This is a genomic window from Stenotrophomonas sp. GD04024 (genome assembly GCF_029837545.1).
Classification (GTDB): domain Bacteria; phylum Pseudomonadota; class Gammaproteobacteria; order Xanthomonadales; family Xanthomonadaceae; genus Stenotrophomonas; species Stenotrophomonas forensis.
This window is the reverse complement of record NZ_JAOEDV010000001.1, coordinates 107,378-121,380: the sequence shown is the minus strand read 5'-3', so window position 1 is coordinate 121,380 and position 14,003 is coordinate 107,378. Positions and strand designations below refer to the sequence as shown.

Here is a 14,003-nt window from a genome sequence, read left to right as displayed (position 1 = left end):
GCCGGCACTACCAGTTGGAGGCAGGCACTACCGGTTGGCGGCCGGACTCATCCCGCCCCCATCGGCAAACCCGGCGGCGCCATAATGCGCGTCCATCCGCGTGGACCACCGTATTGGCCAGCCACTCGCTGCTGTTCCCCGGCCTGCCGCTGCACAGCGCGCGACTGGTCCTGAGCCCGATCCGCCGCGACGACGCTGCCGCGTTGTTCGTGCTGCAGTCGGACCCGGACGTGATGCGCTGGTGGAACCACCCGGCCTGGACACGACCGGCCGAGGCGCGCGAACAGATCGATGACGATCTTGCCGCCCATGCCATCGGCACCCAATTGAAGCTGGCCGTGCGCGAATCCATGGACGGCCCGCTGCTCGGCATCTGCGTGGTGTTCGCCGTGGACCGTGACGCCGCGCGCGCCGAGATCGGTTACCTGCTGGCGCCCGACCAGCAGGGCCAGGGCTACATGCACGAGGCGCTGCAGCAGGTGCTGGCCTATCTGTTCCGCACGCTGCGCCTGCATCGGGTCGAAGCCGAGATAGACCCGCGCAATGCGCCCTCGGCACACGTGCTGGAGCGGCTGGGCTTCCACCGCGAGGGCGTGCTGCGGCAGCGCTGGCGCATCCAGGGCAAACTGGCCGACTCGGCCGTCTATGGCCTGCTGGCCGACGACGACGCGGCTGCCGCCCTGCCCGCTTGACCCAATCTGGCTGCTGGAGTCTGCAGCCTGCGGACATGCCTTTGGACACATACGGCGCGGCCCTCCCCGGCCTAGCATCGGAACCCCCTTCCGCTGCCGAAACGGTGCCATGAAGTCCCTGCTGCATATCGCCGCGCTCTGCGTCGGCCTGCTCATCGCCCCGGCCAGCGTGCTGGCCGCGCCCGACGCCGAGGCCAAGCCCGATCCGAAAGACGACAAGACCGAAGCGCCCGCCCTGCCGGCCGATGCGTCGGCACGCCAGAGCATGCACCTGGCCGGCCGCACCCTGGACTACACCGCCACCGTCGGCACCCTGCCGGTGCGCGATGCCAAGGGCAAGGTGATCGCCGACGTGGTGTTCACCGCCTACACGATGCCGGGCAAGGACCGGCCGGTGACCTTCGCGCTCAATGGCGGGCCCGGCGCGTCGTCGGTCTACCTCAACATGGGCGCGATCGGGCCCAAGGTGGTGACCTTCGGTTCGGAGGGCGACAGCGCCTCGGCGCCGGCTACCCTGCATGACAATCCGGGTACCTGGCTGGACTTCACCGACCTGGTGTTCATCGATCCGGTCGGCACCGGCTTCAGCCGTGCACGCATCGGCGATGACGAAGCCAAGAAAGCGCTGTACAACCCCAGCGCCGACATCGAGTACCTGTCGCGCTCGATCTACGACTGGCTGCTGCGCAACCAGCGCATGGCCTCACGCAAGTACCTGACCGGCGAGAGCTATGGCGGTTATCGCGGTCCGCGCATCACCCACTTCCTGCAGACCCGGCTGGGCGTGGCGATGAACGGCCTGGTGCTGGTCTCGCCCTATCTGAGCCCGACCCTGGAAGACAACGCCGATGTCTCGCCGATGGCCTGGATGCAGACGCTGCCGTCGATTGCCGCCGCGCACCTTGAACGCCAGGGCAGGCTGACCGATGCAGCGATGCGCCAAGTGGTCGAGTACACGCGTGGCGACTACGCGACCGCATTGATGAAGGGCCGCAGCGATCCGCAGGCGACCGAAGCGATGCTGCGCCGGGTGACCGAGCTGACCGGGCTCGACCCACAGTTCGTGCGTCGCGCCGGCGGCCGCCTGGAGACCCAGGCCTACCTGCGCGAAGTGTTCCGCGACAAGGGCACGCTCGGCAGTCGCTACGATTCCAACGTGACCGCATTCGATCCGTTCCCGAACGATCCGGAGCAGCGCGCCAATGATCCGCTGCTGGACAGCATCATCGCGCCAACCACCACGGCGATGGTCGACTTCGTGACCCGCGTGGTCGGCTGGAAGGTGGATGCGCGCTACCAGGCTCTGAACTACGACGTGAACCGGCTGTGGGACCGCAATGGCGAGCTGCGCCAGGGTGCGGTGACCCAGCTGCGGCAGGCGGTGGCGATCGATCCGCATCTGCAGGTGCTGATCGTGCATGGCTGGAACGACCTGTCGTGCCCGTTCATGGGATCGATCCTGACCGTGGACCAGATGCCGGCGATGGGCAGCAACCCGGATCGCGTGCAGGTGCGCAGCTATCCGGGCGGGCACATGTTCTACAGCCGGACGGACAGCCAGGCGGCGTTCCGCAGGGATGTGCAGGCGCTGTTCCAGCGTAACTGAGGGAGTTCCCGGCCGGGCCTGCGGCCCGGCACCCGCTGACGGCAACGGCAACGGCAAAAGCTGGGTTTCCGTGGATTGGCGAGGTGGGGTGGGGTTGCAGGACACGCCGTGAACCCATCCATGGGGGCTCGATGGCGCCATCCATGGCGCCAACGGTCCTGCAACCCCACCCCACCCCGCCGCTGACAGATTGCTGCAGCTGTCGGTGGGTGGTTGATCGTCTGTTGCTGGTGGGTGTCGACCTTGGTCGACACGATGGAAGCGGAAAAATTCTCCGCCCATGAAAAAAGCCCGCCGGATGCCGGCGGGCTTTTTCGTTTATCGGGCTGCTGGCCTCAGGTCCAGCCGAACAGCTCGAACAGCTTCAGGATCAGGTAGGCACAGCCACCGGCGGCCGGGATGGTCAGGATCCAGGCCCAGACGATGCGCTCGATCACGCCGAACTTCAGCGAACGCGGGTTCTTGGCGAAGCCGACGCCCATGATCGCGGTGGAGATGCTGTGGGTGGTCGAGACCGGCATGCCGAAGTGGGCGGCCAGGGTCAGGATGGTGGCCGAGCTGGTTTCCGCGGCGAAGCCGTGGATCGGATGCAGCTTGACCATCTTGTGGCCCAGGGTCTTGATGATCTTCCAGCCGCCCGAAGCGGTACCGGCGGCCATCACCACGGCGCAGGTCAGCACGATCCACATCGCGATGCCGTCACCGGCATGGGCGTCCGGGTGCATGAAGGCCAGCCACGACGGCAGGTCGTTCAGTGCGCCGGTCGCTTCGGCACCGATCAGGGTCATCGCGATGATGCCCATGGTCTTCTGCGCGTCGTTGTGGCCGTGGGCAAAGCCCATGTAGGCCGCCGAGGCAATCTGTGCCTTGCCGAAGAACGCGTTGACGATGCGTGGACGGGCCAGGCGGCCGATGGCACCACCGATCTTGGCCAGGCCGGCGATCAGCCCCCACAGCAGCACCATCACCACGATGCCAAGCAGGAAGCCGGCGATCGGCGAGGTGATCATCGGCACGAAGACCTTCCACAGCAGGCCCTTGTTCTGCGCCCAGCTGCCCAGGCGCTCGGACCAGATCAGCGCGTCCCAGTTGTTGTGCGCAGCGGCCAGGCCAGCGCCGCAGAGGCCGCCGATCAGCGCGTGCGAGGACGAGGACGGCAGTCCCTTCCACCAGGTGATCAGGTTCCAGATGATGCCGCCCAGCAGGGCGCACAGGATCACCTGCGGGGTGACGTCGACCACGTTGGTGTTGAGCAGGCCCGAAGCAATGGTCAGCGCCACCGCGGTACCGGTCAGTGCACCGATGAGGTTCATGAAGGCGGCCAGCATCACCGCCCAGCCGGGCGAGAGCACCTTGGTCGCCACCACGGTGGCAATGGAGTTGGCAGTGTCGTGGAAGCCGTTGATGAACTCGAAGACGAGCGCGGCCAGGATCACCACCAGGACAAGGGTCAACATGCGGCGGCGTCCGTCAGCTGTTCTTCAACACGATCTGGTATGCCACCACACCCGCCTCGCGGCAGCGGTCGATGGCCTTTTCCAGGATCTCGAAGAATTCCTTCAGCAGGAACATCTGCAGGTTGTCCAGGCGGCCGGAATAGATGTCGCGGTACAGCTCGAGCATCAGCCGGTCGGCCTCGTTCTCCAGCGAGCGCAGCTTCTCGTTGAGCGCGGTCATCCGGTCCAGGTTCATGTGGCGCAGGTCCGCCACCATCTCCACCACCACACTGGCAGCCTGCTCCAGCATCGCCGCGCGCGGCGCGAAGTCGATGTGCTCCAGGTGGGTCGTGGCCAGCGAATAGCGATCGGCGAACTTCTCGATCTGCTTGGGAATCTTGTACAGCGCCGAACCCAGCGCTTCGATGTCTTCGCGCTCGATCGGGGTCATGAAGCTGTCCACCAGCGCCTGGCTGATCTTGTCCGAGGCCGCGCGTTCGCGCAGGCGGGCCAGCTTGAAAGCGTCCAGCGCCGGCTGGCGGTCGGCCTCGCGCAGCATGGAATGCAGCGCCTTGGCGGCGTCGGAAGCCGCGACGGCAGCCTCATCGAGCAGGGTGTAGAACTGTTTGCCGGAACCGAAAATGGTCTGCAGAGAGAACATTGAGAAACCTGTCAGCCGTCGCGGGAAGGACGGCACCAGATGGAATTATGACGGCTAGATGACCATCTCGGGTATCCCTGCCCCCTTTCCGGGCCTTGGCCCGCCCAACCTGAACAGGCAGTTGCCACCCTGCCACGCCCCTTTGCTAAGATGCCAGCGCGCCTTCGGGCGCACCTTATGGACGACGACCCTTATCCCCCAGCGCCGCGCCGGACCCCGCTCCTGAGCGCCAGCCGCCATCGCAAGCACCCGCCCTCCCTGCCACCAACCGGGGACGACGCCCGTGTTTGAAATGATCCTGATTGTCTTCGCGCTTGTTCTGCTGAACGGCTTCTTCGCCATGTCCGAGATGTCGGTCATGACCTCGCGCAAGAGCCGCCTGAAGCAGATGGCCGCCACCTCCAAGCGGGCCGCCAAGGCACTGGAGCTGTCGGAAAAGCCGGAGAGCTTCCTGTCCACCGTGCAGATCGGCATCACCGTGATCGGCGTGCTGACCGGCTACCTCGGCGGTGAAGCGCTGGGCGAGGCCTTCGCCGGCTGGATCCAGGGCCTGATGCCGGGCTTTGCCTACGCTGGCAACGTCGGCACTGCGCTGGCGGTCAGCCTGATCACCTTCATCACCCTGATCTTCGGCGAACTGGTTCCCAAGCGCCTAGCGCTGACCCGTTCGGAGGCCATTGCCGGCCTGGTGGCGATGCCGATGAGCTGGCTGGCCAAACTGGCCCTTCCCTTCGTGTGGCTGCTGTCCAGGACCACCCAGCTGGTGCTGCGGCTGTTCGGCCTGGGCAAGGATGAAGTCGCCTCGGTGACCGAAGAAGAGATCCGCATGCTGGTGGCCGAAAGCCATGAGGCCGGCGTGATCGATGCCCACGAGCGCGACATGATGAACCGTGTCATGCGCCTGGGCGACCGCACCGCCGACAGCCTGATGACCCCGCGCAACCGCATTGCCTGGCTCGACACCCAGGCCGGGCTGGAGCGCAACCTGGAAATCATGGCCGAGCATGAGTTCTCGCGGTACCCGGTGTACCGCGACAACGACATGGACGTGGTCGGCGTGCTTGAGCTGAAGTCGCTGGCCACGCGCATGGCGCGCGGCGACACCGCGCTGTTCCAGACCCTGCGCGAGCCGCTGTACGTTTCCGAATCGACCCATGCGATGAAGCTGCTGGAGATCTTCCGCGAGGAACAGCAGTCGATGGCGCTGGTGGTGGACGAGTACGGCGAGATCCAGGGCCTGGTGACCATCAGCGACCTGATGGGGGCCGTGGTCGGTCGCCTGCAGGCGGTGGAGAACGCCGACGAGGATGCGCTGGTCGTGACCCGCGAGGACGGCTCGCTGCTGGTGGATGGCTCGCTGCCGATCGAGGACCTGCGCGAGCTGATCGGCAGCAACGACCTGCCCGATGCCGAGGACGGCGACTACTACACGCTGGCCGGCATGTGCATCCACTACTTCGGCCGCATCCCACACGCCGGCGAATACTTCGACTGGGCCGGCTGGCGCTTCGAGGTCGTCGACCTGGACGGTGCGCGGGTGGACAAACTGCTGCTGCGCACGCTGTCCGACGAGCAGGCCGATGAGCTTACCGCCTGAGGCCGGCCAGGGTCCGGGCGCCGAGCGCCCGGCCTACCGCAACGAGGGCATCCGCACCCTGCTGGAAATGTTCGCCTCCGGCGACCCGGCCGAGCACATGCCGCTCGGCCAGATCCTGTGCAACCTGCAACAGAGCGCGTTCGGCGTATTCCTGTTCGTGGCGATCCTGCCGTCGTTCATCCCGATCCCGGGCATGGGCGGCGCGGTCAGCGGCCCGCTGGTGATCCTGATCGGCCTGCAGATGCTGTGCTGCCTGCGCCGCCCCTGGCTGCCCGGCTTCATCGCCCGCCGCGGGCCGAAGCGCGGCACCATGCACCGCTTCCTCGACCGCATCGACCGCCCGCTGCGGCGCCTGGACAAGATGCTGAAACCGCGCTTGCCGCAGCTGCTGACCCCGCTGCCGGCGCACGCGTTCACCGGCCTGCTGCTGGTGCTGCTGGGCGTTCTGCTTTCGCTGCCGATCCCGTTCACCAACTTCCTGTTCGGCTTCCAGCTGCTGCTGTTCGCGCTGGCATTGCTGGAACGCGATGGCGCGCTGATGCTGTTCAACTGGATTGCCGCGCTGGCGGCCATCGCGTTCTTTGGTTTCAGTTCCGGGCAACTGGTGGGCTACACGGTGGAGCTGTTCCAGCGCTGGTTCTGAACCGGAACCCGGTAGAGCCGGCCGCTGGCCGGCTGCCACGTTTGCTGGATTGCCGGCCAACGGCCGGCACTACCGGTACCGGGCATCGGTCATCAGCGCAGGTCGATGAATCCGTTGTCGGCCAACTGTCCCGGTTCGTCCTGCACCGCCGACAACACGAACGTCAGCGCCTTGCCCAGCAGCGTACCCGGGCCATCCCAGTACTCGGCCGAATCGGCCCGCACATGGATCAGGCGCAGGTTGGGATCCTCCTTGCCGCCAGGGAAGAACAGCTTCATTGCAGGCGACCACAGTTCCTCGATCTTCGCGCGATCATCCACCACGCGAGCGCGGCCGGACACCGACACATATGTGTTTTTGGAAGGCGAGGCATAGGCCACGTTCACCCGCGGATCGAGCGCGATCTCGGCCACCTTCGGGCTGTCGGCGGTGATGACGAACCACAGGGCACCCTCGAAGGCGACCTGCTGGGTGGCCAGCGGCCGGCTGTAGAGGCGGCCATCGACCCCGGTGGTGGTGAACATCGCCACCTCCACGTCCTTGATCAGTTCGGCCAGCTGGGCGATGTGTTCGGCGCGGGAATCGGCCATGGGGGAGCTCCATTGGGATGAGCCCCCATCAGACGCGGTGTGGCTGCAACAGCCCGTGACGCAAGTGTTCAGCCCGCGTGGCGGGCATGCCAGGCGTGCATCGCCAGTTCGAATGAACGCAGGCGTGCGCGGTGGTCATACAGGTTGGCGGTGAGCATCAGTTCGTCGGGCCTGTGGCGCTCGACAAACGCTGCGATGCCCTCGGCCACCTGCTGCGGATCACCCAGCACGGTGCAGGCCAGCGCGCGCTCAACGCCGAGCTTTTCGTGCGGCTCCCAGAAGGATTCGATGTCATCGATCGGTGCCGGGATCTTGCCGGGGCGACCACGCCGCAGGTTGACGAAACTCTGCTGCTGGCTGGTGAACAGGCGGCGCGACTCGGCTTCGCTGTCGCTGGCAACGACGTTCAGCGCCAGCATCGCGTGCGGCTGCTTCAGCGTGGCCGAGGGGCGGAACTCGCGGCGATAGACCGCCAGCGCTTCGTCCATCACGTCAGGGGCGAAATGCGAGGCGAACGCGTACGGCAGGCCCATCGAGGCGGCCATGCGCGCACCGAACAGGCTCGAACCCAGTATCCAGGTCGGTACGCGCAGGCCGCCGCCGGGAACCGCCTGCACGGCCTGGCCGGGTTGCACCGGCTCGAAGTAGTGCAGCAGCTCGCGCACGTCCTGCGGGAACTGGTCGGCACTGTCGAAGTAGCGGCGCAGGGCGCGTGCGGTGGGCTGGTCGGTGCCGGGCGCCCGACCCAGGCCGAGGTCGATGCGGTCGGGATACAGCGAGGCCAGCGTGCCGAACTGTTCGGCCACCTGCAGCGGCGCGTGATTGGGCAGCATGATGCCGCCGGCACCGACGCGGATGCGCTTGGTGCCACCGGCGACGTGGCCGATCAGCACGGCCGTGGCCGCGCTGGCGATGCCGGGCATGTTGTGATGTTCGGCCAGCCAGTAGCGGCGGTAGCCCAGCGCATCGGCGTGCTGGGCCAGTTCCAGCATGTTGGCGAAGGCGGCGGTGGTGTCACTGCCCTCGCAGACCGGGGCCAGGTCGAGAATCGACAACGGGATCATCAGCGGTTTTCCGTCACAGGATTTCCCATGCATGGGGTCGGCCAGGCGCGGCGGCCAGTGACGGTGGCGGGATGCTGATTCCTGCGGAATGGGTTCAGAGCCCGCCGGACATGGCCCGGGGCGCCACGCGTGTCGGGTAGTGCCGGCCGCTGGCCGGCAGACAGACAGCCCTTGCAGCCGGCCAGCGGCCGGCTCTACCAATGTGTAGTCAGAACGCGCTGGGGCGCGGCTCGGGCAGTGGCTGGTCGACCATCGGCTTCAGCTCGGCATCCAGCGCCACGCGCTCGTCGAACACGAAACAGCGGCCTTCGTAGCCCTCGCCACCGACGTCCTCGAAATAGCCGAGGATGCCGCCGTCGAGCTGCAGCACGTTGTCCATGCCGTCGTTGACCATCCACAGTGCGGCCTTCTCGCAGCGGATACCGCCGGTGCAGAAGCTGACCACGGTGCTGCCCTTCAACGCCTCGCGGTGCGGCGCCAGCGCCTCGGGCAGGTCGGTGAACTTGTGGATGGGCAGCACCAGCGCATCCTTGAAGGTGCCGTACTCCACTTCCTGCAGGTTGCGGGTGTCGAGCATCACCACCGGCTTGCCGACGTCATCGTGGCCCTGCCGCAGCCAGCGCTGCACCGTGGCCGGATCGACCGCCGGAGCGCGCGGGTACTCCAGCGGCTGGCCGTCATCGCGGCGGAAGCTGATGATCTCGTCCTTCACCTTGGCCTTCAGCCGCGCAAATGGCTGGTGCTCGCTGAGGCTGGTCTTGACCCGCATATCGGCAAAACGCGCATCGGCGTGCAGCGCCGCATAGAAGCCCTCGACCGACTTCGGCGCACCGGCCAGGAACAGGTTCAGCCCCTCGCCCGCCACCAGGATCGTGCCCCGCAGCCCAGCCGCCTCGGCCCGCGCCAGCAGCTGGTCGCACAGGACCTGGGGAGCGTCGATGACGGCGAAATGGTAGGCGGCGGTATTGGCGATCATCCCGCCATTTTAGCGCCAGACCATCCCAGGAGCAGACTTGCCCGTTCATCCACGCACCGCGTGGATCTACAAAGCTCATGAACCTGTCAGGGGCGGGGCGGTGTGGGCAGGCGGGGGCGCAGAGCGCCATGGATGGCGCTCTACGAGGCACGCAGGAGCAGTTTTTGCCGTCCCCCGCCTGCCCACACCGCCGCACCATCCCACGGAATCCAGCTTTTGCTTTTGCTGTTGCCGGCCAGCGGCCGGCACTACCGGATACCGGGCACCGGGTGCCGGGTGCAACCCGGCCGGAAGCCCCCTTTACCCCCGCAACAGCATGAACGGCAGCAGCACCAGCGCCGCCGCGCCCGCCATCCCCAGCAGCACCAGCACCACGAACACCGGGCGCCGCCGCAACAGGCTGCCGAAGGTCTCCGCCGTGCCATCACGCAGCGCCTGCTCGCGTTCTGCACGCACGCGCTCGCCGCGCGCGGCCTGGTACTCGGCCATCAGCGCCTTCGCACGCGGATGATCGGCATCCTCGCGCAGCCACAGGCCGCCGTTGGAGATGCCCCAGGGGCTGGGTTCGGTGCGATACCACGCGATGCCATGCTGATCCAGCAGGGTGCAGACATCGGCATATTCGTCGTCGCCGACGTTGCGCAGATTGAGCAGGAATTTTGCCATGCCCCCATGATACCCGGCACCGATGCGCTACCCTTGCCGCCCTCGCCCTGCGCCCTTCCGGAGACGCCCGATGCGCCGCCTGCTGCTTCCCCTGCTGCTGTCCCTCGCCGCCGCTGGCTGCTCGACCGGGCCCTCCGGCCCGCCGCCGGGCGGCACCCTGACCACCTTCGAGCGCATCGACAGCGTGCCCGGCACCGGTGCCGAGGCTGTCGCCGGCAGCAAGGTCACCGTGCACTACACTGGCTGGATCTACGACAACCGCACCGAGACCAAGCACGGCAAGACCTTCGACAGCTCGGTCAGCCGTGGCGAACCGTTCACTTTCGCACTCGGCGCCGGCCAGGTCATCCGCGGCTGGGATGAAGGCGTGGCCGGCATGAAGGTCGGCGGCAAGCGCACGTTGATGATCCCCCCGGACTACGGCTACGGCGACCGCCGGGTCGGTCCGATTCCGGCCGGCTCGTCGCTGGTGTTCGACGTCGAGCTGCTCGATGTCAAACCGTAATACCGCAGCGCAGTGTCGGGTCGCCGTGATCGGCGGTGGCCCGGCCGGCCTGTTCGCCGCCGAGCGCCTGCGTGCGGCCGGGCTGGACGTCGACCTGTACGAGGCCAAGGGTTCGCCCGGCCGCAAGTTCCTGATTGCCGGCAAGGGCGGGCTCAACCTCACCCATTCCGATCCGCGGCCGCTGTTCGACAGCCGTTACCGCGAGCAGGCGGCTGCCGTCGGCCAGTGGCTGGACGGCTTCGACGCGCAGGCGCTGCGTGAGTGGGCCGCCAGTTTCGGTGTGGAGACCTACGTGGGCAGCTCCGGCCGCGTGTTCCCGGTCGACCGCAAGGCCGCGCCACTGCTGCGCGGCTGGGTGCGCCGGCTGAAGGAACAAGGCGTACGCCTGCATGCCAACCATCGCTGGATCGGCTGGAACGACGACGGCGCGCTGCGCTTCGCCACCGAAGCAGGCGAGATCGATGTACACGCCGATGCCACCGTACTGGCAATGGGCGGCGGCAGCTGGCCGCAGCTGGGCAGTGATGGCGCCTGGGTCGCGCCTCTGCAGGCGCGTGGCGTGGACATTGCGCCTCTGCAGTCGGCCAATTGCGGTTTCGACGTGGACTGGACCCCGTTCTTCGCCCAGCGCAATGCCGGCGCACCGTTGAAGCCGGTGGTCGCGCACTGGATCGACCTGGCCGGACAGCCGCAGTCGCTGCAGGGCGAATGCGTGGCCAGCGAGTACGGTATCGAAGGCAGCCTGATCTACGCGCTGGCGGCTGACCTGCGCGAGACCATCAACCGCGATGGCCACGCCATGCTCTGGCTGGACCTTGCGCCGGGCCGCGACGAGGCACGGCTGCTGGCCGACCTGTCTCGCCCGCGCAAGGGCCGCAGCTTCGGCGAGCACCTGCGCCGGCAGGCCGGCCTGGATGCGGTGAAGGCGGCGCTGGTGTTCGAGATCCTCGGCAAGGAGGCCGGCAACGATCTGCCTGCCGTGGCCTCCACGCTCAAGCGCCTGCCGCTGCGCCTGCTGCGGCCACGACCGATGGCCGAAGTGATCAGCACGGCCGGCGGCGTACGCCTGGATGCACTGGATGATGGCCTGATGCTGCGGGCCTTGCCTGGCGCGTTCTGTGCCGGCGAGATGCTCGATTGGGAGGCCCCGACCGGCGGCTATCTTCTTACTGCCTGTTACGCCAGCGGCCTGCGTGCGGCGGAAGGTGTGATCGGATGGTTGGCCGGGCGGTGACGCCCGAACTGTAGAGCCGAGCCATGCTCGACTGCATTTGATTCAGGCGATAAAGCAGTCGAGCATGGCTCGACTCTGCAATTGCCGGGCGCTCACCATGGCCGGCGCATGCTCACCGAGGCCAGCGCCACGCCGCTGGGATGCGGGTAGGCTTCCTCGCGCACGGTAATGAAGCCCTGCCGTTGATAGAACGGCACGGCATTGAGCGAGGCCGACAGCACCACGTCACGCTCACGGTCGGCCATCGCCAGCAGGCGCTGCATCAGGGCCTGGCCGATTCCCTTGCCGCCCCGGTCCGGATCAACGAACAACGCATCGACTTCATTGGCATCGGTATCGAACACGCCGAAGCCGAGCAGCGCGCCCTGCGCATCTTCGGCCACCACGCAACCGCCCTGCCCCAGCAGCCGCGCGTACTGCGACGGCGGTGGCGAGGCCGACCAGGGCGCGATCACCTCCGGCGGGTAATGGCTGCTGCAGGTCTCGCGCACGCACCGCGTGCGCAGCGCCCACAGCGTGGCTACATCATCGGCCGTGCCTGTTCTGAACTGCATGACATCTCCTCGTAGAGTCGAGCTTGCTCGACTGCGGTTCCATCCGACATCGGGATCTCTCACCAAAGTGCAGTCGAGCATGGCTCGACTCTACAACGGCAGCTACCGCGACTTGCTGGCGCGCAGTGCCTGGATCTTCGGCGGCGGCTGGAACGAGTCGCTGCGCGCATCGGCCCAGAACGCATGGAACACCGCGTGGTCGGGCACCTTGTGCAGCAGCTCGCCCGGTTCCAGGTAGCGGTACAAGGAGGCAAGCGAACGGATCTCGACCGGCGAAACGCGACGCAGGATGTGCTCAGGCCCCAGTTCGGCCGGATCGTTCAGGCCGGCCGCGCACAGCAGTTCCTTCAAGGCATGCAGTGTGTGCTCGTGGTAGCTGTGCACGCGCGTGGCCTTGTCTGGTGCGTCCAGATGCTTCCAGCGCGCCGGGTTCTGGGTGGCAATACCGGTCGGGCACTTGTCGGTGTGGCAGCTCAACGACTGGATGCAACCCAGCGCGAACATGAAGCCACGCCCGGCATTGCACCAGTCGGCGCCCAGTGCGATGGTGCGCGCGATGTCGAATGCACTGATGATCTTGCCGGCCGCGCCGATGCGGATGCGCTCACGCAGATCCAGGCCAACCAGCGTGTTGTGCACCAGCAGCAGCGCTTCGTGCATCGGCACGCCGACGTGGTCGACGAACTCGGCCGGCGCCGCACCGGTGCCGCCCTCGGCACCGTCGACCACGATGAAGTCGGGAAGCAGACCGGTTTCCTGCATCGCCTTGGCGATACCGAACCATTCCCAGGGGTGGCCGATGGCCAGCTTGAAACCCACCGGTTTGCCACCGGACAACTCGCGCAGCCGCGCGACGAACTGCAGCAGCTCGACAGGCGTCGAGAACGCCGAGTGACGCGAAGGCGACACGCAGTCCACGCCCATCGGCACGCCACGGGTCACCGAGATCTCGGCGGTCACCTTCGGTGCCGGCAGCACGCCACCGTGGCCCGGCTTGGCACCCTGCGACAGCTTGATCTCGATCATCTTGACCTGATCGTGGGTGGCATTGGCGACGAAGCGCTCTTCGCTGAAGGCGCCCTTCTCATCACGGCAACCGAAATAGCCGGAGCCGATTTCCCAGACCAGATCGCCGCCCATCTCGCGATGGTAGGGCGAGATCGAGCCTTCGCCGGTGTCGTGGTAGAAGCCACCGCGGCGCGCGCCTTCGTTCAACGCACGGATCGCATTGGCCGACAGCGAGCCGAAGCTCATCGCCGAGATGTTGAACACGCTGGCCGAATAGGGCTTGGCGCAGTTGGCGCCGATCAACACGCGGAAATCGTGCTTGGCGATGGAGGTGGGTGCCAGCGAATGGTTGATCCACTCGTAGTCCACCGCATAGGTGCTGCGCAGGGTACCGAACGGCACCGTGTCCATCTCGTTCTTGGCGCGCTGGTAGATCAACGCCCGCTGTTGCCGCGAGAACGGCACGTCTTCCAGGTCGCTCTGCACGAAGTACTGACGGATCTCCGGGCCGATCGACTCCAGGCCATAGCGGAAATGCGCCATCACCGGATAGTTGCGGCGCAGCGTGCTGCGCTTCTGCAGCAGATCCCAGGTCCCCAGCGCCACCATCGCGGCAGTCAGGCCGACGCCCCAGTACCAGGCCGGCCAGATCGTGGCCAGCCACAGGCATATCGGGAACATCAGGATGGCGAGCAGGTAGACGATATACCGGTGCATGGCTTTCCTCGGTTGCAACTGCCCCCGAGTCTACCGCGCTGCCCGTCCGCCGGG

General features: G+C 67.0%; 14 protein-coding genes. 6 read left to right on the top strand and 8 right to left on the bottom strand.

The window, feature by feature from the left end; genetic code table 11:
* The first annotated feature begins 113 nt into the window (after window positions 1-113).
* Both N7590_RS00690 and N7590_RS00685 read left to right on the top strand, forming a co-directional pair.
* Window positions 114-692 carry a GNAT family N-acetyltransferase gene (locus N7590_RS00690; protein WP_164242671.1) on the top strand — a complete coding sequence of 193 codons (579 nt, stop codon included), beginning with the start codon at window positions 114-116 and terminating at the stop codon, window positions 690-692.
* A 109-nt stretch (window positions 693-801) separates the two neighbouring features.
* Window positions 802-2,298, top strand: coding sequence for a S10 family peptidase (locus tag N7590_RS00685; protein WP_164242670.1), 1,497 nt, complete (start codon window positions 802-804; stop codon window positions 2,296-2,298).
* 335 nt (window positions 2,299-2,633) lie between these two features.
* Here the strand turns inward: N7590_RS00685 and N7590_RS00680 are convergent, their stop codons facing one another.
* Both N7590_RS00680 and N7590_RS00675 read right to left on the bottom strand, forming a co-directional pair.
* Window positions 2,634-3,755: an inorganic phosphate transporter gene (locus tag N7590_RS00680; RefSeq protein WP_006431323.1), complete on the bottom strand. Its 1,122-nt coding sequence runs from the start codon at window positions 3,753-3,755 to the stop codon at window positions 2,634-2,636.
* Between the two features lie 13 nt (window positions 3,756-3,768).
* The gene (locus tag N7590_RS00675; RefSeq protein ID WP_006431321.1) at window positions 3,769-4,395 is read right to left on the bottom strand and encodes a DUF47 family protein; all 627 of its coding nucleotides are present in this window, start codon (window positions 4,393-4,395) and stop codon (window positions 3,769-3,771) included.
* Window positions 4,396-4,687: 292 nt separating this feature from the next.
* Between N7590_RS00675 and N7590_RS00670 the strand changes: the two genes are divergently transcribed.
* Together N7590_RS00670 and N7590_RS00665 are read left to right on the top strand one after the other, a co-directional pair.
* Window positions 4,688-5,992 (top strand): hemolysin family protein, encoded by a 1,305-nt coding sequence (locus tag N7590_RS00670; RefSeq protein ID WP_053449337.1) that lies wholly within the window; start codon window positions 4,688-4,690, stop codon window positions 5,990-5,992.
* Entirely contained in the window at window positions 5,976-6,635 is a 660-nt protein-coding gene (locus N7590_RS00665; RefSeq protein WP_053511133.1) for an exopolysaccharide biosynthesis protein, read from the top strand. The genes N7590_RS00670 and N7590_RS00665 overlap by 17 nt, the downstream gene beginning before the upstream one ends.
* Window positions 6,636-6,727: 92 nt before the next feature.
* Here N7590_RS00665 and N7590_RS00660 read toward each other — a convergent pair whose 3' ends face one another.
* The 4 genes from N7590_RS00660 to N7590_RS00645 all read right to left on the bottom strand — a co-directional run bounded on the left by N7590_RS00660 (window position 6,728) and on the right by N7590_RS00645 (window position 9,931).
* Complete coding sequence (locus N7590_RS00660; protein ID WP_053511135.1) at window positions 6,728-7,225, bottom strand: pyridoxamine 5'-phosphate oxidase family protein; 498 nt, start codon at window positions 7,223-7,225, stop codon at window positions 6,728-6,730.
* 68 nt (window positions 7,226-7,293) lie between these two features.
* Window positions 7,294-8,289, bottom strand: coding sequence for an LLM class flavin-dependent oxidoreductase (locus N7590_RS00655; RefSeq protein WP_164240768.1), 996 nt, complete (start codon window positions 8,287-8,289; stop codon window positions 7,294-7,296).
* A gap of 208 nt (window positions 8,290-8,497) precedes the next feature.
* Window positions 8,498-9,265: a sulfurtransferase gene (locus N7590_RS00650; RefSeq protein WP_053449333.1), complete on the bottom strand. Its 768-nt coding sequence runs from the start codon at window positions 9,263-9,265 to the stop codon at window positions 8,498-8,500.
* Between the two features lie 300 nt (window positions 9,266-9,565).
* The gene (locus N7590_RS00645) at window positions 9,566-9,931 is read right to left on the bottom strand and encodes a DUF6164 family protein (RefSeq protein WP_164240767.1); all 366 of its coding nucleotides are present in this window, start codon (window positions 9,929-9,931) and stop codon (window positions 9,566-9,568) included.
* Between the two features lie 70 nt (window positions 9,932-10,001).
* Here N7590_RS00645 and N7590_RS00640 point away from each other — a divergent pair, with 70 nt between their 5' ends.
* Both N7590_RS00640 and N7590_RS00635 read left to right on the top strand, forming a co-directional pair.
* Entirely contained in the window at window positions 10,002-10,436 is a 435-nt protein-coding gene (locus N7590_RS00640; protein WP_053449332.1) for an FKBP-type peptidyl-prolyl cis-trans isomerase, read from the top strand.
* On the top strand, window positions 10,423-11,670 hold the full coding sequence (locus N7590_RS00635) for a TIGR03862 family flavoprotein (RefSeq protein WP_164240766.1): 1,248 nt from the start codon (window positions 10,423-10,425) through the stop codon (window positions 11,668-11,670). The genes N7590_RS00640 and N7590_RS00635 overlap by 14 nt, the downstream gene beginning before the upstream one ends.
* Before the next feature lie 92 nt (window positions 11,671-11,762).
* Here N7590_RS00635 and N7590_RS00630 read toward each other — a convergent pair whose 3' ends face one another.
* Both N7590_RS00630 and N7590_RS00625 read right to left on the bottom strand, forming a co-directional pair.
* On the bottom strand, window positions 11,763-12,224 hold the full coding sequence (locus N7590_RS00630; protein WP_164240765.1) for a GNAT family N-acetyltransferase: 462 nt from the start codon (window positions 12,222-12,224) through the stop codon (window positions 11,763-11,765).
* A gap of 102 nt (window positions 12,225-12,326) precedes the next feature.
* On the bottom strand, window positions 12,327-13,949 hold the full coding sequence (locus N7590_RS00625) for an FMN-binding glutamate synthase family protein (RefSeq protein WP_164240764.1): 1,623 nt from the start codon (window positions 13,947-13,949) through the stop codon (window positions 12,327-12,329).
* Window positions 13,950-14,003 lie beyond the last annotated feature (54 nt).

Coding starts and splice junctions, on each gene's coding strand:
- N7590_RS00670 (WP_053449337.1), top strand. CDS start 4,688: ATGATCCTGATTGTCTTCGCGCTTGTTCTGCTGAACGGCTTCTTCGCC.
- N7590_RS00635 (WP_164240766.1), top strand. CDS start 10,423: ATGTCAAACCGTAATACCGCAGCGCAGTGTCGGGTCGCCGTGATCGGC.
- N7590_RS00665 (WP_053511133.1), top strand. CDS start 5,976: ATGAGCTTACCGCCTGAGGCCGGCCAGGGTCCGGGCGCCGAGCGCCCG.
- N7590_RS00625 (WP_164240764.1), bottom strand. CDS start 13,949: ATGCACCGGTATATCGTCTACCTGCTCGCCATCCTGATGTTCCCGATA.
- N7590_RS00685 (WP_164242670.1), top strand. CDS start 802: ATGAAGTCCCTGCTGCATATCGCCGCGCTCTGCGTCGGCCTGCTCATC.
- N7590_RS00630 (WP_164240765.1), bottom strand. CDS start 12,224: ATGCAGTTCAGAACAGGCACGGCCGATGATGTAGCCACGCTGTGGGCG.
- N7590_RS00680 (WP_006431323.1), bottom strand. CDS start 3,755: ATGTTGACCCTTGTCCTGGTGGTGATCCTGGCCGCGCTCGTCTTCGAG.
- N7590_RS00645 (WP_164240767.1), bottom strand. CDS start 9,931: ATGGCAAAATTCCTGCTCAATCTGCGCAACGTCGGCGACGACGAATAT.
- N7590_RS00650 (WP_053449333.1), bottom strand. CDS start 9,265: ATGATCGCCAATACCGCCGCCTACCATTTCGCCGTCATCGACGCTCCC.
- N7590_RS00675 (WP_006431321.1), bottom strand. CDS start 4,395: ATGTTCTCTCTGCAGACCATTTTCGGTTCCGGCAAACAGTTCTACACC.
- N7590_RS00640 (WP_053449332.1), top strand. CDS start 10,002: ATGCGCCGCCTGCTGCTTCCCCTGCTGCTGTCCCTCGCCGCCGCTGGC.
- N7590_RS00655 (WP_164240768.1), bottom strand. CDS start 8,289: ATGATCCCGTTGTCGATTCTCGACCTGGCCCCGGTCTGCGAGGGCAGT.
- N7590_RS00660 (WP_053511135.1), bottom strand. CDS start 7,225: ATGGCCGATTCCCGCGCCGAACACATCGCCCAGCTGGCCGAACTGATC.